General features: G+C 65.8%; 19 protein-coding genes. 8 read left to right on the top strand and 11 right to left on the bottom strand.

What is annotated here, in order from left to right; genetic code table 11:
* Positions 1–71: 71 nt before the first annotated feature.
* Positions 72–1,652, top strand: a complete 1,581-nt coding sequence (locus FHY50_RS00320; protein WP_140046383.1) for a cisplatin damage response ATP-dependent DNA ligase — start codon at positions 72–74, stop codon at positions 1,650–1,652.
* Between the two features lie 9 nt (positions 1,653–1,661).
* On the opposite strand, the gene FHY50_RS00315 is transcribed toward FHY50_RS00320, so the two are convergent.
* From FHY50_RS00315 to FHY50_RS14430, 3 genes are all read right to left on the bottom strand, one after another.
* Positions 1,662–2,612: a glutathione S-transferase family protein gene (locus FHY50_RS00315; RefSeq protein WP_140046382.1), complete on the bottom strand. Its 951-nt coding sequence runs from the start codon at positions 2,610–2,612 to the stop codon at positions 1,662–1,664.
* Positions 2,613–2,672: 60 nt separating this feature from the next.
* Entirely contained in the window at positions 2,673–3,458 is a 786-nt protein-coding gene (locus tag FHY50_RS00310; RefSeq protein ID WP_244935267.1) for a glutaminyl-peptide cyclotransferase, read from the bottom strand.
* Positions 3,459–3,541: 83 nt separating this feature from the next.
* Entirely contained in the window at positions 3,542–4,354 is an 813-nt protein-coding gene (locus FHY50_RS14430) for a cold-shock protein (protein WP_140046380.1), read from the bottom strand.
* Between the two features lie 206 nt (positions 4,355–4,560).
* On the opposite strand from FHY50_RS14430, the gene FHY50_RS00300 reads away from it, so the two are divergent.
* The 7 genes from FHY50_RS00300 to FHY50_RS00270 all read left to right on the top strand — a co-directional run bounded on the left by FHY50_RS00300 (position 4,561) and on the right by FHY50_RS00270 (position 12,335).
* Positions 4,561–5,373, top strand: coding sequence for a TerC family protein (locus tag FHY50_RS00300; protein ID WP_140046379.1), 813 nt, complete (start codon positions 4,561–4,563; stop codon positions 5,371–5,373).
* Positions 5,374–5,440: 67 nt separating this feature from the next.
* Positions 5,441–6,061 (top strand): ribonuclease D, encoded by a 621-nt coding sequence (locus tag FHY50_RS00295; RefSeq protein WP_140046378.1) that lies wholly within the window; start codon positions 5,441–5,443, stop codon positions 6,059–6,061.
* 30 nt (positions 6,062–6,091) lie between these two features.
* Positions 6,092–6,733 carry an LPS export ABC transporter periplasmic protein LptC gene (gene lptC, locus FHY50_RS00290; RefSeq protein ID WP_140046377.1) on the top strand — a complete coding sequence of 214 codons (642 nt, stop codon included), beginning with the start codon at positions 6,092–6,094 and terminating at the stop codon, positions 6,731–6,733.
* Positions 6,733–7,278 (top strand): LptA/OstA family protein, encoded by a 546-nt coding sequence (locus FHY50_RS00285; protein WP_140046376.1) that lies wholly within the window; start codon positions 6,733–6,735, stop codon positions 7,276–7,278. Before lptC ends, FHY50_RS00285 begins: the two co-directional genes overlap by 1 nt.
* Positions 7,279–7,418: 140 nt before the next feature.
* Positions 7,419–8,195, top strand: a complete 777-nt coding sequence (lptB, locus tag FHY50_RS00280; protein WP_140046375.1) for an LPS export ABC transporter ATP-binding protein — start codon at positions 7,419–7,421, stop codon at positions 8,193–8,195.
* A gap of 4 nt (positions 8,196–8,199) precedes the next feature.
* Positions 8,200–9,699, top strand: a complete 1,500-nt coding sequence (gene rpoN, locus FHY50_RS00275; RefSeq protein ID WP_140046374.1) for an RNA polymerase factor sigma-54 — start codon at positions 8,200–8,202, stop codon at positions 9,697–9,699.
* 104 nt (positions 9,700–9,803) lie between these two features.
* Positions 9,804–12,335, top strand: a complete 2,532-nt coding sequence (locus tag FHY50_RS00270; protein WP_208402855.1) for a TonB-dependent receptor — start codon at positions 9,804–9,806, stop codon at positions 12,333–12,335.
* On the opposite strand, the gene FHY50_RS00265 is transcribed toward FHY50_RS00270, so the two are convergent.
* From FHY50_RS00265 to flgG, 8 genes are all read right to left on the bottom strand, one after another.
* A complete protein-coding gene (locus FHY50_RS00265; RefSeq protein WP_140046373.1) occupies positions 12,336–13,241 on the bottom strand; it encodes a flagellar motor protein MotB in 906 nt (301 codons plus the stop codon).
* 3 nt (positions 13,242–13,244) lie between these two features.
* Positions 13,245–14,108 (bottom strand): flagellar motor stator protein MotA, encoded by an 864-nt coding sequence (gene motA / locus FHY50_RS00260; protein WP_140046372.1) that lies wholly within the window; start codon positions 14,106–14,108, stop codon positions 13,245–13,247.
* 141 nt (positions 14,109–14,249) lie between these two features.
* On the bottom strand, positions 14,250–15,152 hold the full coding sequence (gene flgL / locus FHY50_RS00255; RefSeq protein WP_140046371.1) for a flagellar hook-associated protein FlgL: 903 nt from the start codon (positions 15,150–15,152) through the stop codon (positions 14,250–14,252).
* A gap of 11 nt (positions 15,153–15,163) precedes the next feature.
* Positions 15,164–16,510 (bottom strand): flagellar hook-associated protein FlgK, encoded by a 1,347-nt coding sequence (flgK, locus tag FHY50_RS00250; protein WP_140046370.1) that lies wholly within the window; start codon positions 16,508–16,510, stop codon positions 15,164–15,166.
* Positions 16,507–16,857 carry a rod-binding protein gene (locus tag FHY50_RS00245; RefSeq protein ID WP_140046369.1) on the bottom strand — a complete coding sequence of 117 codons (351 nt, stop codon included), beginning with the start codon at positions 16,855–16,857 and terminating at the stop codon, positions 16,507–16,509. The genes flgK and FHY50_RS00245 overlap by 4 nt, the downstream gene beginning before the upstream one ends.
* On the bottom strand, positions 16,854–17,948 hold the full coding sequence (locus FHY50_RS00240) for a flagellar basal body P-ring protein FlgI (protein ID WP_140046368.1): 1,095 nt from the start codon (positions 17,946–17,948) through the stop codon (positions 16,854–16,856). The genes FHY50_RS00245 and FHY50_RS00240 overlap by 4 nt, the downstream gene beginning before the upstream one ends.
* Positions 17,949–17,962: 14 nt before the next feature.
* On the bottom strand, positions 17,963–18,658 hold the full coding sequence (locus FHY50_RS00235; RefSeq protein WP_180345121.1) for a flagellar basal body L-ring protein FlgH: 696 nt from the start codon (positions 18,656–18,658) through the stop codon (positions 17,963–17,965).
* A gap of 1 nt (position 18,659) precedes the next feature.
* Positions 18,660–19,448: a flagellar basal-body rod protein FlgG gene (gene flgG, locus FHY50_RS00230; protein WP_140046367.1), complete on the bottom strand. Its 789-nt coding sequence runs from the start codon at positions 19,446–19,448 to the stop codon at positions 18,660–18,662.
* Positions 19,449–19,461: the final 13 nt, after the last annotated feature.

The raw sequence follows: 19,461 nt of genomic DNA, 5'->3' as shown, positions 1-19,461 counted from the left end.
GCTCCTCTTAGGGACAGGACATACGGCGTTTTCAATAAGGACACGGTTCGCGCATCGAGCGTTTTGCAGCGATGCGCGCCTTCGCTGACCTCATCGACCGCCTGATCTACACCCGGTCACGCAATTCGAAACTGACGCTGATCGCCGACTATCTGCGTACCACCCCCGATCCCGACCGCGGCTGGGCGATTGCCGCGCTGACCGGCGACCTCGACATTCCAGCAGTCAAATCGGCCGCGATCCGCGCGCTGATCACCGAGCGCACCGATCCGGTGCTGTTCGCGATGAGCCGCGATTTCGTCGGCGACACGGCGGAGACGGTCGCGTTGCTCTGGCCCGAACCGATCGATGCGGCGCACCTGCCTGCCGAACCGCTGCGGTTGTCCGAGGTGATCGAACGGCTTGCCAGCCTGTCGCGATCCGACGCGCCGGCCGCATTGGCGGCGATGCTCGATCGCTGCGACGCCGAGGAACGCTACGCACTGCTCAAGCTGGCAACCGGCGGGATGCGAGTCGGCGTGTCGGCGCGGCTGGCCAAGACAGCGCTGGCGCAGGCGTTCGGGCTCGACGTCGATGCGGTCGAGGAAGTGTGGCACGGGTTGGCGCCCCCCTATCCGAGCCTGTTCGCATGGGGCGAAGGCACCGGCGCGCAGCCGTCACCCGCCAACGTCCCGGTGTTCCGTCCGTTCATGCTAGCGCATCCGCTCGAGGAGACCGTCGTCGATCTCGCCGACTATGTCGCGGAGTGGAAATGGGACGGCATCCGTGTCCAGATCGTCCATGTCGCGGGGGAGACGCGGTTGTTCAGCCGCGCGGGCGACGACATCACCGGCAGCTTCCCCGATGTCGCCGCCGCCTTTTCCACGCCGGGCGTGCTCGATGGCGAACTCCTCGTCAAAGGCGAGGCGCAGGGAGGTGCGGCGGCCAGCTTCAATGCGCTGCAGCAGCGGCTCGGTCGCAAGGTCGTTTCGGCGAAGATGCAGGCGGACTATCCCGCTTTCGTGCGCCTCTATGACCTGCTGTACGACGGCGCCGAGGATTTGCGCGAGCTGGACTGGACGCAGCGCCGCGCGCGGCTGGAGGCGTTCGTCGCCGGTCTCGACGCAGACCGTTTCGACCTCAGCGAAACCATCGATGCTACCGACTTCGCGGCGCTCGGCCGCATTCGCGACGGCGCCCGCGACGCGGCGATCGAGGGCGTCATGCTCAAGCGCCGCGACTCGCCGTATATCGCCGGCCGCCGCGTGGGGCTGTGGTACAAGTGGAAGCGCGATCCGCTCGTCGCCGATTGCGTGATGATGTACGCGCAGCGGGGATCGGGCAAGCGATCGAGCTTCTACAGCGATTACACCTTTGGCTGCTGGACCGAAGCGGGAGAATTGCTGCCGGTGGGGAAGGCCTATTCGGGATTCACCGACGAGGAATTGAAGTGGCTCGACCGCTTCGTGCGCAACCATACGGTGGCGCGCTTCGGGCCGGTGCGCGAGGTCGAGAAGACGCTGGTGCTGGAAGTCGCGTTCGATTCGATCCATGCGTCGAAACGCCATAAATCCGGGGTGGCGATGCGCTTTCCCCGAATCGCACGAATACGGCGCGACAAGCCTGCAGCCGAAGCCGACCGGATCGCCGCGCTGGAGGCGATGATCGGCTAGTCGACCGGATCAGATCGCCGCTGGCCCGATCGGGACGATCCCGGTCGGGTTCACGTCGGGATGGCTGCGATAATAATGGTTCTTGATATGGTCGAAGTCGACGGTATCGGCGATCCCCGGCAGCGCCAGCACGCGGCCGAGCAGCGCATGGAGCCGCGGATAATCGACGATCCGCCGCCAGTTGCACTTGAAATGCCCGTGATAGACCGCGTCGAAGCGGACCAGCGTCGTGAACAGCCGGATATCGGCTTCGGTCAGGCGATCGCCGACCAGCCACTCGCGGCCATCCAGCCGAGTCTCGAGCCAGTCGAGCGTTTCGAACAGGGCGCGGGCCGCCTGCTCGTACGCCTCCTGCTGCTTGGCAAAGCCGGCGCGATAGACGCCGTTGTTGACCGCGCCATAGACGCGGTCGTTCACCGAATCGATCTCATCACGCAGGTCGGGCGGATAAAGGTCGCCGGGCGATGCGCCGAGATCGTCAAACGCGGTGTTCAGCATGCGGATGATTTCCGCCGATTCGTTGCTGACGATGCGCTGCTCGGTCTTGTCCCACAATACCGGAACAGTGACCTTGCCGGTCATGGCGGGATCGGCGCGGGTATAAAGCTGATGCAGATGCGACAGCCCGTAAAGCGGATCGCCCGTTCCGCCGAAGCGCTCCTCAAAGCTCCAGCCGCACTCGCCCATCAGCGGGCCGACCACCGTCACCGGCAGCAGCGCCTCCAGCCCCTTGAGCGCGCGCACGACGAGCGTGCGGTGCGCCCAGGGACAGGCCAGGCTGACATAGAGGTGGAAGCGCCCGGCCTCTGCACGCACTCCGCGCTGTCCGTCGGGGCCGGCGCTGCCATCGGCGGTCAACCAGTCGCGGAAGGTCGACTCGGCACGTTGGAAATCGCCCTTGGCATCGGTCGGCGCGACCGGTGTCTCGTTGGTCCAGCGTCCGTCCTGCAACATTCCCATCGGCAATCCTCCCCGGTCAGGCTCAGATCCACAACGGCCGTCGCGGCTGGATGATCCCGGCTATCGGGTCGGCGGCGGCACCGGATCAGGGTCGATCCTGATCTCGAACAGGGTTGGCCAGTTCTTGCCCGTGACGAACAGGCGCTTGCCGGCCGCGTCCCATGCAATGCCGTTGAGCACTGCATCGCGGTCGGCCAGTCCGACTTCCTTGACCAGCGGGCGCAGATCGACCGCGCGGACGACATGCCCGGTTGCCGGATCGATCGCGATGAGGAAGCCGCTGAACCAGATATTGGCCCAGACCTGCCCGTCGATCACCTCCAGCTCGTTGATCTGCGGGATGGGCCTGCCTTCCAGCGTGACTGTCACCCGGCGGCGCTCGGCAAAGGTCTGCGGATCGACGAATCGCAGGTCGGCGGTACCGTCCGAAAGCACCAGGGAATCGTCGGTGGCGGCAAGCCCCCAGCCCTCCCCCGGGTAGCGGGACGCGCCGACCGCGCGCAGTGTGTCGATGTCCCAGCGATTGGCGACGCCTTCGGTCCAGGTCAGGCTGATCAGTTCGTCACCCCAGCGCGCCAGACCCTCACCGAACTGATCGGCGGGCAACTGCGCGCGCGCCTCGACCCTGCCCGAGGCGAGATCGACGCGGCGAATTTCCGATTCGGTTTCGTGACCGGTGCTCTCGTAGAGCTTGCCCGCGTGCCACAGCAGGCCTTGGGTAAACGCCGCCGGGTCGTGCGGATAGCGTGCGACCACCGTGGCGGTCTCATAGCGGACCGGCGTCGTGGCCGCTGCGGTCGTGGCCGGCTCGACGGGAGCGGCGACCTGCTGCGCAGGCAGCGGCACGGCCCCGGCTGAAGCGGCAAGGAAGACAACAAGGAGGCGCGCCGTAATCATCGGTTTCCCAAGACGACGGCGCGCCTGAACCCTTATTGTACGGGGTTGAGGTTCACCGCAGCATGCTTGCCGCGACGATCGACCTCGATCTCGAACTCGAGCTTGTCGCCCTCGTTGAGCGTCGGCAGACCCGCACGCTCGACCGCCGAGATGTGAACGAACGCATCGGGCTGTCCGTCATCGCGCTGGATAAAGCCGAAGCCCTTCATCGCATTGAAGAACTTGACCGTTCCCGACGCGCGTTCGCCGGTCAGCTGACGCTGCGGTCCGCCCATGCCGCCGCCGCGTGGGCCACCCGGACCGGCATCGCGATCGCGCGGCGGACCGCGGTCGGAAACCGGAAGCGGCTCGCCGTCGATCTTGAGGTCGGTCGCCGAAATGCGGCCACCGCGATCGACGAGCGTGAAGCCCATCGGCTGGCCCTCGGCCAGGCCGGTCAACCCGGCCTGCTCGACCGCGCTGATATGAACGAACACGTCCTCGCCGCCGTCATCGCGCACGACAAAGCCGAAACCCTTCTGCGCGTTGAAGAACTTGACGACCCCGGTGCCCTCGCCGACGACTTGCGGGGGCATGCCGCGACCACCGCCGCCGCCTGCTCCGCCGCCGCTGCGGAAACCGCCGCCGCCACCGCCGCCGCCGAAGCGATCGCCGCCGCCGAAGCCGCCGCCACCACCGCCGAATCGGTCACCGCCGCCACCGCCACCGCCGAAACGATCGCCGCCACCGCCGCCGCCATAGCTCGGAAAGCCGCCGCCACCGCCGCCGCCTTCGTCACCAAAAAATTCGCGCTTATCCCTGCCGCGCCCGCCGCGATCACCACGGCGCCCTCGATCGAAACTCATTGCCCTGTTCGTCTTCCAGCTCGCCCGTCTTGAACCATAAAACCAAAGCGCCGGACGATGAACGCAGGTCTTTAAGCGTCAGAAACCTGCCGCTCCGACATCGACATAGCCCAAAAGCCGTCGCATCGCGAACGAAATCGTCGCGCAACCCCTTCGACACAGAATGTTACTTGCCGACCTTGGGGTCGCGCGGCACAGCGGCGAACATGACCGAGATCCTCGCCTTGCTGTCCGATCCTTCCGCCTGGGCGGCGCTGCTGACGCTCATCGTTCTCGAAGTCGTGCTCGGCATCGACAACCTGATCTTCATCTCGATCCTGTCGAACAAGCTGCCGCCAGAGCAGCAGCAGCTGGCGCGCCGGATCGGCATCGGGCTGGCGCTGATCATGCGGCTGGCACTGCTGTCGATGATCGCGTTCATCATCTCGCTGACGACGCCAGTGTTCGACCTGGGGATCGTCGGTCCGCTCAACGATTACGGCGAGCCGACCTTCGAGACGCAGTTTTCGTGGCGCGACATGATCCTGATCGCGGGCGGGCTGTTCCTGCTGTGGAAAGCGACCAAGGAAATCCATCACACGATGGATGTCGAGGAAAGCGACGAGACGCTCGACAAGCACAAGGGCGCGGGGTCGATCACCTTCAATGCCGCGATCGCGCAGATCGTCGCGCTCGACATGGTGTTCTCGATCGATTCGATCCTGACCGCCGTCGGCATGACCGACGCGGTGCCGATCATGATGACTGCCGTCATCATCACCGTGATCGTCATGCTCGTTGCCGCCGATCCTCTGGCGAACTTCATCAACAAGAATCCGACGGTGGTGATGCTCGCGCTCGGCTTCCTGCTGATGATCGGCGCTGTGCTAATCGCCGACGGGTTCGGGGTGCATGTTCCCAAGGGCTATATCTATGCGGCGATGGCGTTCTCGGCGCTGGTCGAAACGCTCAACATCGTGTCGCGCAAGGCGCGGGCGCGCAAGAAGGCGGCGCTGGAGACTGCGGCCGCGCCCGATTGAGCGCCTGCTGTGCGATGCCGAGCGTTGAGTTGTTGAGCGTTCAGGCCGACGCGCCTATGCGGGGTCGATGACCGTTCACCTGCACGAAGAAGACCTCCCCGCCAATCTGTTCGCCCCGGGTGCCGACATCGCCGTCGACACCGAGACGATGGGCCTGCTGACGCCGCGTGACCGCCTCTGCGTGGTGCAGTTGTCCGACGGCGGACCCGACGAGCATCTCGTACGCTTCGCGGCGGGGAGCGAGTATGCCGCGCCCAATCTCAAGGCGCTGCTGGCCGATCCGCAGCGGGTGAAGCTTTACCATTTCGGCCGCTTCGACCTCGCCGCGATCCGTCACTATCTCGGCGTCGTCGCGGCGCCGGTCTATTGCACCAAGATCGCATCGCGGCTGGTGCGAACCTATACCGACCGGCACGGCCTCAAGGAGTTGGTGCGCGAACTGCTCGCCACCGAATTGTCGAAGGCGCAGCAGTCGTCGGACTGGGGCAGCCCGGTGCTGAGCGACGCGCAAAAGGAATATGCCGCTTCCGACGTGCGCTACCTCCATGCGATGCGCACCGAACTCGACAAGCGGCTGGCGCGCGAAGGCCGCACCGCGCTGGCGCAGGCCTGTTTCGACTTCCTGCCGCACCGCGCCGAACTCGACCTGGCCGGATGGCCGGAGGTCGACATCTTTGCACATGCGTGACGTCCGGCAACCCTGCGCGCGCATCGCGGCATGACCGACGCGCGCCGCGCCCGCACGCCGCGCCAGCGCTGGGCGGCGCCCGGCAGCAGCCATGACCGGCTGGTCGCGATCCTGTCAGTGGTGTTGCCGATGGCAATAGGCGTGCTCGCGGCATTCCTGATCATGGCACCGCTGTTTTCGAGCGGCGACGTGTCGTTCGTGCTCAACAAGGACAAGGTCGAAGTCGCCAAGGAGCGCATGAAGCTGCAATCCGCAGTCTATCGCGGCGAGGATTCCAAGGGACGGCCGTTCACGCTCAATGCCGGCTCGGCGCTTCAGAAAAGCTCGGCCGAACCGATCGTCGATCTCAACAGTCTCGCCGCGCGCATCGAGATGACAGACGGCCCGGCGTTGCTGCGCGCTAACCAGGGCCGCTACGACATGGACAGCGAGCGTGTCGCGATCGACGGGCCGGTGCGCTTCCGCGCCGCCGACGGCTATGCCCTCGACACAAGCGACGCGACGGTCGATCTCAGGACGCGGCGGCTGCAGGCGAACCGCCGCGTCACCGGCCGGGTTCCACAAGGCAGTTTCAGCGGCGACAGCATGGCCGCCGATCTCGAACAGCGCACCGTGCGGCTCGAAGGCAATGCCCGCTTGCGGATCGATCCAAACAGCGCAAATAGGCGGTGATGCAGCGCCGCCTCGTCCTGATCGCCCTCCCCGTTCTCGCCGGCATGGGATTTGCCGGAAGCGCGGTCGCGCAGCGCCACGATTCGACGGCGCCGATCGACTTTTCCGCGCAGACGATCGAACTGCAGGACCGCGCCAACCGTGCCGTCCTGTCGGGCGGGGTGACGATCCGCCAAGCCAATATGACGCTGACCGCCGCACGAATGACGGTGGCCTACACCGGACAGGTGCTCGACGGGTCGCCGCAGGTTTCACGGCTCGACGGTTCGGGCGGGGTGACGGTCGATCGTCCGGGTCAGAAGGCGCGGTCGCAATATGCGGTGTATGACATCAACGCCCGGGTCATCACCATGATCGGCGACGTCACGCTCAATGAAAGCGGCAACACCATCAACGGCGGCAGGCTGTCGATCAATCTCGATACCGGCCGCGCGACTATCAACGGATCGACCGTCGGCGGCACGGGAACGCAGACCGACAGCGATGGAACCATCCGCCAGAATGGCCGTGTCACCGGCCGCTTCTCGGTGCCCGACCGCAACTAGCGGTCGTTTGGCCGGGGCTCGCGGGCAAACCCTCTATCTTCGGTAATAAGGCTGGCGCAAACTGGCGGTGCGGTTTTAACATGCACGAAGCCTGCCAGTTATTGTTTCGGTAACCCTTTTCTGCGAGCACCGGTCCGATCATGAACGATATCGCCACTCTCGAAGCGATCGAGCCCGTCGTCGAAGCCCCGATCGAATCGGGGCTGTCGGTGGTTTCGATCGCCAAGTCGTACGACAAGCGCGTTGTTCTGTCCGACGTGTCGCTGTCGGTCGGGCATGGCGAGGTGATCGGGCTGCTCGGGCCGAACGGCGCGGGCAAGACGACGTGCTTCTATTCGGTGATGGGACTGGTCAAGCCCGATGCCGGGCGCATCATGCTCGATGGCGATGACATCACCGGGCTGCCGATGTATCGCCGAGCAATCCTGGGCCTCGGCTATCTGCCGCAGGAGACCTCGATCTTTCGGGGGTTGAGCGTCGAGAAGAACATCCTGGCGGTGCTCGAACTCGCCGAGCCCGACAAGGCTGCGCGGCATGCCCGCCTCGATCAGCTGCTCGACGAGTTCGGACTGACCCGCCTGCGCGATTCCCCGGCGATGGCGCTGTCGGGCGGCGAGCGGCGGCGTGCCGAGATCGCTCGCGCGCTGGCGGCCAATCCGTCGATCATGCTGCTCGACGAACCGTTCGCGGGGATCGATCCGATTTCGATCGCCGACATCCGCGATCTGGTCCACGACCTGAAGAACCGCGGGATCGGCGTGCTGATCACCGACCACAACGTCCGCGAGACGCTCGAAATCGTCGATCGCGGCTACATTATCTACGACGGGCGCGTGCTGTTCAGCGGCTCGCCCGCCGAACTGGTCGCCGACGCCAATGTGCGGCGGCTGTATTTGGGCGAGGGCTTCTCGCTCTAGCGATATGAGCCTCGCCCCGCGCCTCGACCTTCGGCAGACGCAATCGCTGGTGATGACGCCGCAGTTGCAACAGGCGATCCGCCTGCTCGCGCTGTCCAACCTCGAGGTCGAGGGCTTCATCGCCGAGGAGATCGAAAAGAACCCGCTGCTCGATTCGGGCGGCAGCGATGACGGCCCGCCCGAAGAACCGGCCGCCTCACCCACCGAAGCCTCCGGCCCGGCCAGCGCCGACGAACTGATCGTCAACGGCGGCGGCGACGGCGAAGCGCTTGACGTCGATTTCGCCAGCGAGAGCTTCATCCATGACGGCCCGACCGACGCGATCGGCGGGCTAGACGGCGGGCTCAGCCTCAGCGGCGGGGCGAGCGGCGGCGGCATTTCCGAGGACGGCTTGGATTTCGACAGCTTCGCCGGTCCCGAGACCAGCCTGGGCGATCACCTGCTGCATCAGGCGGGCGAGGTGCTGGACGGACCCGATCTGTTCGTCGCCGCGCATCTGATCGACCAGATAGACGAATGCGGCTATCTCGGCGCGTCGCTGCTCGACGTCGCCAATCGGCTGGGAGTGCCGCTCGCCCAGGTCGAGCGGGTGCTTGGCACGATCCAGACCTTCGATCCGACCGGCGTCGGCGCCCGCAACCTTGCCGAATGTCTCGCCATCCAGGCGCGCGAGGCGGATCGCTACGATCCGTGCATGGCGCGGCTGATTGATAATCTCGACCTCGTCGCACGCGGCGCGTTGCCGCAATTGAAGCGCCTGTGCCGGGTCGATGACGAAGACCTTGCGGACATGATCCGCGAGCTGCGCAACTACGATCCCAAGCCGGGCTGTCGCTATGGCGGCGAATCGGCGCAAGCGGTCGTCCCCGACCTGTTTGTTGCGCGCCGCGGCCAGGGCTGGGCGGTCGAGATCAATGCAGCGACTTTGCCGCGCGTGCTGATCAACCGCAGCTATTATGTCGAACTGGCGACCGGCAATCGCGACAAGGCTTCGAAGGCGTGGCTGTCCGATTGCCTCGCCAGCGCCAATTGGCTGGTCAAGGCACTCGACCAGCGCCAGCGCACGATCATCAAGGTCGCGTCGGAAATCGTGAAGCAGCAGGAAGCGTTCTTCCTGCACGGGGTCGCGCATCTCAAGCCGCTGACGCTCGCGCGCGTCGCCGATGCGATCGAAATGCACGAATCGACGGTCAGCCGCGTCACCTCGAACAAATATCTCAGCTGCGCGCGCGGGCTGTTCGAACTCAAATATTTCTTCACCTCGGCGATCCAGTCGTCCGACGGCGGCGACGCGGTGTCGGCACAGGCGGTCAAGAGCGCGATCAAGGCGCTGATCGGTGCCGAGGACCCCAAGAAAATCCTGTCCGATGACACGCTGGTCGACCTGCTCAACGCGCGCGGGTTCGACATCGCCAGACGAACCGTCGCCAAGTATCGCGAAGCGCTCGGCATCGGCAGTTCGGTGCAGCGGCGGCGGCAAAAGGCGCTGGAAGGCGTCGGCTGAAATAATCCGTTCGAACGCCACATTCTCGGGATAGTTTTGCGACAATGGCGGGTTATCCCCCGGTCGTCCGCATCGGTGCGGACCAGTAACGATCGGGGCGAGTAATGGTGCGGCGTATATCTTCATGGGCGATATTGCTGGCGACGGCGGCACCGGGTGCGGCGTGGGCGCAGGAAGTTTCCCCCGCCGCGACCCAGCCGCCCGCTCAGGAGAGCCCGGTCGAAGACGATCCGATGATGGACGAGGTCTATGGCGAGGAGATCGTCGTCACCGGATCGAGGCCGCGCGGATCGGTGGTCGGCGACATCCCGCCCGAACAGACGCTCAATCCCGCCGACATTCGCGCGTATGGCGTCAATTCGATCGATGAGCTGCTGACCGAACTCGGCCCTCAGCTGGGGTCGGGACGCGGACGGGGCGGCGAAGCGCCGGTGGTGCTCTTGTCGGGCCGGCGCATTTCCGGCTTCCGCGAAATCCGCTCGATCCCGACCGAAGCGATCGAGCGTGTCGAGATCCTGCCCGAGGAAGTTGCGCTCAGCTATGGCTATCCTGCCACGCAGCGCGTTGTGAACATCGTCCTGCGCGAGCGGTTTCGCGCGATCACCGCCGAGCTTGAGGGCACCGTCCCCACCGCGGGCGGCACCAGCGATCTGGAGGCCGAAGCCAATATCCTGCGGCTGACGCCCGACGGCCGATCGACGTTCGAGATCGAAGCGACGCGCCAGAGCCTGCTGCTCGAGAGCGAGCGCGACATCATCCGCGACGATGCGGAGACGGGCGATCCGCGCTTTCGCTCGCTGCGCGGGGAAAGCGAGGGCATCGAACTCGACGGTACCATCGCACGAACGTTGTTTGGCGACGTCGCGACCAGCTTCAACGTCGGCGTCGATGCGAACGACAGCCGCAGCCTGCTGGGGCTCCCCGAATTGTCGCCCGATGCGACCGATCCGCTGACCCGCACCACCAGTACGCGCAACCTGACGCTCAACGCTTCGGCCAATGGCGACGTCGCCGACTGGCGCTGGACGCTGACCGGCAATTACGATCGCAACCAGACCAACACGCAGACCGATCGCACGCTCGATGCCGCGGGGCCGCGCAGCTACGACACCGCGCGTTCGATAAACAATGTCGGACGGATCGAGGGCATCCTCAACGGCGATATCGTCGCGCTGCCCGCCGGCGATATCTCGACGACGATCAAGCTGGGTGGCCGCACGACGCAGCTCGACGGCGTGTCGCTGCGCCGCGGCACGATCCAGGAAACCGGGCTTGGCCGGGACAGCGCCAACGGCCAGATCAGCATCGACGTGCCGATCGCCGATCGCGGCCGTGAAGTGCTCGCCCCGATCGGCGACCTGTCGTTCAACGCCAATGCCGCGATCGACCAGCTATCCGATTTCGGCACGCTGACGACGCTGGGCTACGGTCTCAATTGGTCGCCGATCACCGAAATCCGCTTCATCGTATCGGCGACGCACGAGGAAGGCGCACCAAGCACCGGGCAAGTCGGCGATCCGGTGATTGCCACGCCCAATGTGCGCGTATTCGATTTCCTGACCGGAGAAACGGTCGAGATCACTCGAATCGACGGCGGCAGCGCCAATCTGCTCGCCGACAGCCGCACGGTATGGAAATTGGGCATGAACGCGCGGCCCTTCGCCGATATCGATCTCAATCTGCGCGCCGATTACATCAACGAGGCGATCGACAATCCGATCGCGTCGTTCCCGACGGCCACTGCCGAGATCGAGGCGGCGTTTCCCGAGCGCTTCGTGCGCGACGGCAATGGCCGCCTGGTGTCGATCGACAATCGCCCGGTCAATTTCCTGAAGAGCGAACGCCAGGAATTGCGCTGGGGGTTCAACCTGTCGCTGCCGATCAAGGGCACGTTGCAAAAGCGTGCCGAAGACGTACGCGAGGCGGGCGGCGATCCGCGCTCGGTGCTGCGCGAGGCGTTCGGGCGACCCGATCGCGCTGCGCGGCGCGCGGCACGCGCCAACCAGCCGGGCGCGCTGCCCGCCGAAGGAGCCGCCACCCCCGAAGGCCAGGCCGCGGCGGCACCTGCGCCGCAACCCGGGGGCGCCCGCCGCTTCGGCGGTGGCAGGCGCGGCGGCGGCGGTGGACGCTTCGGCGGCGGCGGCAACGGCGGCGGCCGCTTCCAGTTCTCGGCTTTCCATACCTGGCGGTTGCAGGAGACGATCCAGATCCGGGAGGGCTTGCCCGAGCTTGATCTACTTGGCGGATCGGCGACCGGCAGCCGCGGGGGTCAGCCGCGGCATCAGGTTCAGGTCCGCACCGGCATTACCAAGGATGGGTTCGGCCTGCGCCTCAATGGCGACTGGCAGAGCGCGACGCAGGTCGATGCCGGCCCGGGCGGATCGGGCGAGGCCCTGTTCTTTTCGGACCAGACGACGTTCGACCTTCGGCTGTTCGCCAATCTAGGGGCGATGCCGTCGCTGGTGCGCAACCACCGCTGGCTGCGCGGCACGCGGGTGACGCTGCGTGCCGACAATCTGTTCGATACGCGCCTGCGCGTCACCGACGCCAGCGGCGCGACGCCGCTCGGCTATCAGGCGGACTTGCTCGATCCGATCGGGCGGACCGTCCGGCTGGAGCTGCGCAAGCTGTTCTGATTATTCGCCGAACGCGGTCTTGCGATACAGGAGCGTCACCGCCACCCGGCGATTGCGCGGGTCGCCGGGGTTTTCGGCGATCAACGGTTCGCGGTCGGCGACGCCTTCGATGCGCTCGAACTGGACTTCCTTGACTCCGCCCGACGCGAGGCGGCGGCGCGTCGCTTCGGCGCGGCCGCTCGACAGCATCCAGTTGTTCATCGTGCGCGGGTCGCCATAGCCCAGGCTGTCGGTATGCCCGCGGACCATGATCGGATTGTCCATCGGCGCGATCGATTCGGCGACCAGCCCGACCAGCTTGTCGGCTTCGGCGACCATCGCGGTCGTGCCGAGCCCGAACATCGAATAATCGGCGTCGTCGAGCAGGTCGATCCGCATCCCGTCGCGGGTCCGCACGAACCGCACGTGCTTGGCGAGCTTGGCCAGCTTGGCGTTCGAGCGCATCTTCGATTCGACCTCGGACTTCATCCGGCTGAAATTGCGGCGGTCCTCGATCGCCAGCGCCTCGTTGCCCTTGAGGCTGCCCTTCTCGCCGCTGCCTTCCTTCTCGCCGCCCTTGGCACCGGCCGGAACGGTCAGCGAGCGCGTCCCGGTCTGCGCTGCTTTGTGCGGATAATTGTCGACGTCGAGCAGCGATTCGCCGCCGAACAGCCCGTTCGATCCCGCGCTGTTCTGTTTGAGATCGACCAGCGTCGGCGCGAAATAGTCGGCCAGCGCCTTGCGCTGCTTCTCGTTGGTCGCGCCGAGCAGCCACATCAGCAGGAAGAACGCCATCATCGCCGTCACGAAATCGGCATAGGCGACCTTCCACGCGCCGCCGTGATGACCGCCATGCCCCTCGATATAGATTTTCTTGACGATGACCTTCGGCGGCTGGTTGCTGCCATGGGGAGCGCGCGCGGCCATTTCCTACCGCCCCCGCAGGCCGTCGAAGACCTCGGCGAAGCCGGGCTGGTTGTGATGCTGAATGCCCGAGCGCGCGGCTTCGATCACCAGCGGCTGGGGATGGCCGTGGAGCGAGGCGATGATGATCTGCTTGACGACATTGTAGATCGCCGCATCGGCGTCGATCACCTGCTGCAAGCGTGTGGCGAGCGGGCCGACGATACCATAAGCGAGCAGCACGCCCAGGAACGTGCCGACCAGAGCCGATCCGATCATGCCGCCCAGGATCGCCGGCGGCTTGTCGATCGAGCCCATCGTCTTGACCACGCCGAGCACGGCCGCGACGATGCCCAGCGCAGGCAGGGCGTCGGCGAGGCCCTGCAGCGTGCCCTGCGGTCCTTGTACCTCGTGGTGATGCGTCTTGATGGAGTTGTCCATGACCTCCTCCACCGCATGCACGTCGAGCGTGCCCGACGACACCACGACGAGGCGCAGCGTGTCGGCGATGAGATTGGTGAGGGTATGATCCGCCAGAATGCGGGGATATTCGGCGAAGATCGCCGATGATTTCGGGTCTTCGACATGCGGCTCAAGAGCGATCGGCCCGTCGGTACGCAGCATCTTCATCAGCTTGCTGACGAGGAAGATGACGTCGAGATAATCCTGCTTCTTATATTTGGGGCCCTTGACGACTTTCATGAAGCCGCCGCCGATCGCCTTCAGCTCGCGCATCGAATTGCCGATGATCAGCGCGCCGACGGCGGCGCCGCCGATGATCAGCATCTCGTGCGGGAGCGCGTGCATCACCGGCCCGAGCGCGCCACCGGTGATCGCGAAGCCGCCGAACACCATGGCAAGCAGGACGACGAGGCCAACTACTACGAACATCGGACCACGCGTCCCCCCAACAAGCTAAACCCGGCGCCTCACTTGGATAACGACCGGTTGAGGACAACCTTGCGCGGAAAAGCGTCGCGAAATCGTTACTGCCGTGCGATTATTCGAGCCGCTTCAGTGGCCCGCGAGCGCTCAGCGCAGATAATCGAACAGCGACAGCCCGGTGAGCTTGGTGAAGCTCGCCTGTGTGGCCTGCAGCACCGTGAGCGTCTTTTGCAGCTCGGTGATCGCGACCGACAAGTCGGTATCCTCGATCGACGAGCGCAGCGCTTCGTAATCGATACCGAGATCGGTCAAGTGATCCGCTTCGAAGTCGAGGCGATACGCGCGCGCACCCACCGACGAACGGGCGATCACGGTCTGGTCGATCGCACTGTCGAGTCCTTCGAGCGCGTCGCCCGCCGCGCCGGAGATATCTCCGCCTGCCTGAAGCGCGGCACTCAACGCCTGCAGCACCGCGAACATGTCGGCACCGCCGTCGGTCCCGCCGAATACGCGGCCGCCATTCTCGGTGACCTGGACCGAAACTCCCTCGCCGATCGGCACGTCGCCGGCATCGTCGGCCCCCACATAGGCGATCGAGCCGTCGGCCTGGCGCGCGAAAGCGGTGTCTCCCGATGCGCCTGCGAACAGCGGCTGGCCGCGTGCGTCCTTGGCGTTGGACAGCGCCAGCAGATCTTCGACGATCGAATCGATCGACACGGCGATGCTGGTGCGGTCGAAATCCGACAGGATTCCGCTATTCGCCTGGATCGTCAGTTCCTTGGCACGCTGGAGCTGCTCCTCCATCGTCGCCAGCGTCGAATCGGCCTGCGCCAGCACCCCTTGTGCCAGCGTAATGTTCGCGGCGAACGCGGCGTTGTCCGCACCCGCGCGCTTGATCCAGGCCAGCCGCTGGAACGATGCGGGATCGTCCGACGCCACGGTGATCTTCTTGCCGGTCGCGATCTGATCGTTGATCTTTTCCGCAGCCTGGTTGAGCCGGGCCATCTGGCCCGAGGTGCGATCGAAGAAGGATCCGGTGGTGACACGCATGATCGTCGGCCTCAGCGGATATCAAGGATGGATTGCAGCGTTTCGCGGGCGATCTGGATCACCCTGCTCGATGCCTGATAGGCCTGCTGGAAGCGCATCAGGTCGACCGCTTCCTCGTCGAGATTGACGCCGGTCAGCGCATCGCGCCCCGCCACCGCCTGATCGTGCATGATGGATTGCGCATCGGCCACCGACTTGCGCCCCTGCAGCGCTGACGCATTGATCAGGTTGAGCTCGGTCAGGCGCGTCTCGAACCGACCTTCGTCGCGGAACGTCGCGAACTCGGCGAGATTGGCGTTGTCCCGCGTGCCGCCCCCACGGGCCGCCGCGGCGATGCCGCGCGGGTCATCCAGCGTCAGCTTCATGCTCGACGCACCGGCGGGCATGTCGAACATCGCCGCGCCCGCGGTACCGGTGAGGTCGTCGCCCTGCGCCTGCAGCGCATTGATGCCGTCGACGAACTCGGTCGCCAGATCCTCGATCATCGCACGGGCGTCGGCGATGCGCTGCGCCCCATCGGCGATCCCGGCGATCGCCCCGGAATTTGCGGTGACCAGGGTCGCCTGCTGGTTGCGGCTGAGCGTCAGCGCAACCGCGCCTTCGTCATTGCGCGCATAGGAAAGATACCCGGCGACCTCGCCCGCGATCAGCACCGGTCCCGCGACGCCGCCGGCGCGCACCGACGCGCGGCCGAAATCGTCGAGCTGGACATCGACGTCGATCAGCGCGCTCATCGAATCGAGCAGGCGATCGCGCTGGTCGAGCAGGCCAGCCTGCCCCGACGTGCCCGGCGAGGCGCGCCCTAGTCCGGCATTCACCTTGGCCAGCGCTTCCGACAGGACATTGAGATCGCGGACCGCCTGATTCGCGGTGGCATCGAGATCGCCCGCCGCAGTCGCAAGCGTCGTCGCGGTGCTCGCGAAACTTCCGGCCAGCCCCGACGCCTTGTCGAGCATCACCGCGCGCGATGCCAGCGACGACGGGTCGGCCGCGACATTCTGCGCGGCGTTAAAGAATGCGGCGAGACCGTCGGTCAGGCGACTTCCGGACAAGGCGCGCTCGATCGTCTCGAGCCAGACGATCCCCGCCTCGCTCTTACCGAGTTCACTGCTGGTCGAGCGTACCTCGGCCGACCGGAACTGATCGCCGGCACGTTCGATGTCGATGATCGCGACGCCCGAACCGTTGCGGACGCTGCCGCCGGTGAGCGACGAGCCCGACGGCGATATGTCGCGCAGCGTGGTCGTGCGCCGCGAATAGCCGTCGACTCCCGCATTGGCGATATTCTCTGACGTGGAGGTCAACGCGCTTTGATAGGCGCGTACGCCGCTGGCGCCGATAGCGAGCATGTCGCTCATGGTTCAGGTTCCGCCTCGGCCCCGGTTGCACTCGCCTGGGAAACGGCCGGCAGCGCCGCTTGTTTAGCGAGGAAGTCGGTCATCGCCTTGCCAATGCCGATCGGCGCGGTCTGCGCCATCGACTGGGCGAGTTGCTGATCCTGCATGTCGCGAAACTGATCGAGCGCCTGGCTTTCGAACAATCCGTCGGCCAGCTTGGCCTTGCGCATCGACGACAGCATCATGTTGGTGAAGATCGCCTCGAAACGCTCGCCCGCCTGTTGCAGGTTTTCCGCAGACGCCAGTCGCGACGTGTCGATCGACACGCCGCCACCGGCCTTCGCAGTCGAGGCGATCGGGCTGGTCACAGGATGACCAGCTCCGCCTTCAAGGCGCCCGCCTGCTTCAATGCTTCGAGGATGGCGACGAGGTCTGCGGGCGATGCGCCGATCGCGTTCACCGCCTTGACCACATCGGCCAATTTGGGGCCCGGATCGAGCAGGAACATCGGGCGCTTCTCCTCTTCGACCCCGACCCCCGATTGCTGTTCGACGGCGGTCTGGCCCTGGCTGAACGGTGCAGGCTGCACGACCTGCTGATTTTCCTCGATACGGACAGTTAGTTTACCGTGCGTTACCGCCGCCGGGCTCACCCGCACTGCCGAGTTGATGACGACGGTGCCGGTGCGCGCATTGACGATGACGCGGGCCGAAGCCTCTGCCGGATCGACCTCGAGATTTTCGATCTCGCTCATCAGCATCGCGCGGACATCGGCACCGACCGGAGCCGCGACCGATACCGACACCGCGTCGATCGCACTGGCGGTCTGCGCACCGAAGCGGCCGTTGATGACACCAGCGACGCGCTGCGCCGTGGTGAAGTCAGCGCGGGCGAGGTTGAACATCAGCGTCGGCGCGGTGGCGAAGCCGGTATCGACCGCACGCTCGACCGTCGCGCCCTCGGGAATGCGGCCCGCCGATGGAATGTTGACGACGATGCTCGATCCGTCCTTGCCATCGGCCCCCAGGCCGCCGACCGCCAGATTGCCCTGCGCCATCGCATAGATCTGGCCATCGGCACCGATCAGCGGGGTGAGGATCAGGCTGCCGCCGCGCAGCGACTTCGATTTGCCCATCGCCGATACGGTGATGTCGAGCTTCTGCCCCGGCTTGGCGAAGGCGGGCAGTTCCGCGGTGATGAGCACCACTGCAGTATTCTTGAGCGCGGGATTGACGCCCGCCGGCAATTGCAGCCCGAATCGCGAAGCGACGCCCTTCATCGACTGGACGGTGTATTCGAGATTGTCGTCACCAGTGCCGGGCAGGCCGACGACGATGCCGTATCCGGTCAGCTGATTGGTGCGGATACCTTGGAAATTGCCGAGATCCTTGACGCGCTCGGCACTGACGGGTGCGGCGATCAGGAGGCTGGCAAGAAGCGCGAGAAACAGGCGAATCATGGATCGCACTCCGGTCAGAACGGGCTGATGACTTGGAAGAAGCGGCTGAGCCAGCCCTGGCGGCTGGCGCGGGCGACGTCGCCCTTGCCGGTATAGGCGATCTGGGCGTCGGCTACGCGAGTCGATGCGACGCGGTTGTTCGCGTCGATATCGGCGGTGCGCACCAGCCCCTTGATCTGCACGAACTCGTCGCCGCGGTTGAGCGTCACGCTTTTCTGCCCCTGCACCAGCATCGTGCCGTTGGGATAGACCTCGGCGACGGTCACGCTGACCTCACCCGACAGTGCGTTGGCCTGGCCTGCGGTACCGACACCGTCGAAGCCGCGGTTACCGCCGACCTTGGCAGCGCCGGGGTTGAACGAGAACGGCCCGACAGTGGGCGGGGTGATGCCGAAACCGCCCGACGAATCGAGCTGCGATCCCGCGGACTTGGTGGCGACGGTGCGTTCGACCAGCACGATCGTCAGCAGGTCGCCGACGCGGCGCGCGCGCTGACCCTCGTACAGCGCGGCATAGCCGTCGCCGGCCTGGAAGATCGAGCCGTTGGCGGGTGCGGCGACAGGGGCCGGGGCAGCCGTCGCGACGAAGGCGACCTTGTCCTTCTTCTTGCCGAACAGCTGCGCATTGGCGGGCGGCGCGGCGATCGCCATGCCGAGCACAAGGGCACCGCCGGCGGCGAGGCCGGCAACGAACTTGGCGAGCGCGCCCATTTCAGAGGTTCTGGTTGACATATTGCAGCATCTCGTCGGTCGCGGAGATCATCTTGGAATTGACCTCGTACGCGCGCTGGGTTTCGATCATGTCGACAAGTTCCTCGACGACGTTGACGTTCGATCCTTCGAGCATCCCCTGGCGGATCTGGCCGCGGCCATCCTGTCCGGCGATGCCTAGGTTGACCGCGCCCGACGCTGCGGTCTCGGTCAGATAATTGTCGCCGATCGCCTGGAGCCCCGCGGCATTGGGAAACGCCGCGATCTGCACCTGGCCGATCTGCGCAGCCTCGGTCTGTCCGGGGACGACCGCCGAGACGGTACCGTCGGCGCCGACCGTGATCGACGTCGCGCCTTCGGGGATCGTGATGCCCGGCATCACCTGATAGCCCTCCGACGTGACCATCAGGCCTTCTGCGGAGCGCGAGAAATTGCCCGCGCGGGTGTAGCCGAGCTGGCCGCCCGGCAACTGCACCTGGAAGAAGCCATTGCCGTCCAATGCCATGTCGAGCGCATTGCCGGTGGTCTGCAGCGACCCCTGCGTGTCGATCCGCGACGTTCCCTGGATACGCACGCCGGTGCCCAGATTGGTGCCGGTGGCATATTGGGTTTCCGACGTGCTCGCAGAACCGGCCGACGTCACCACCTGATAGGCCAGCGTCTCGAACGACGCCCGGTCGCGCTTGAAGCCGGTGGTATTGACGTTGGCGAGGTTGTTCGAGATCACGCGCATGCGCATGTCCTGGGCATCGAGCCCGGTGCGTGCGATGTGGAGTGCGGCGTTGGTCATGGTGTCGGCTCCC

The sequence above is a fragment of the Sphingomonas japonica genome (assembly GCF_006346325.1).
Classification (GTDB): domain Bacteria; phylum Pseudomonadota; class Alphaproteobacteria; order Sphingomonadales; family Sphingomonadaceae; genus Sphingomonas; species Sphingomonas japonica.
Note: the sequence above shows the minus strand (reverse complement) of the source record. Positions and strands in the feature narration are given on the sequence as shown.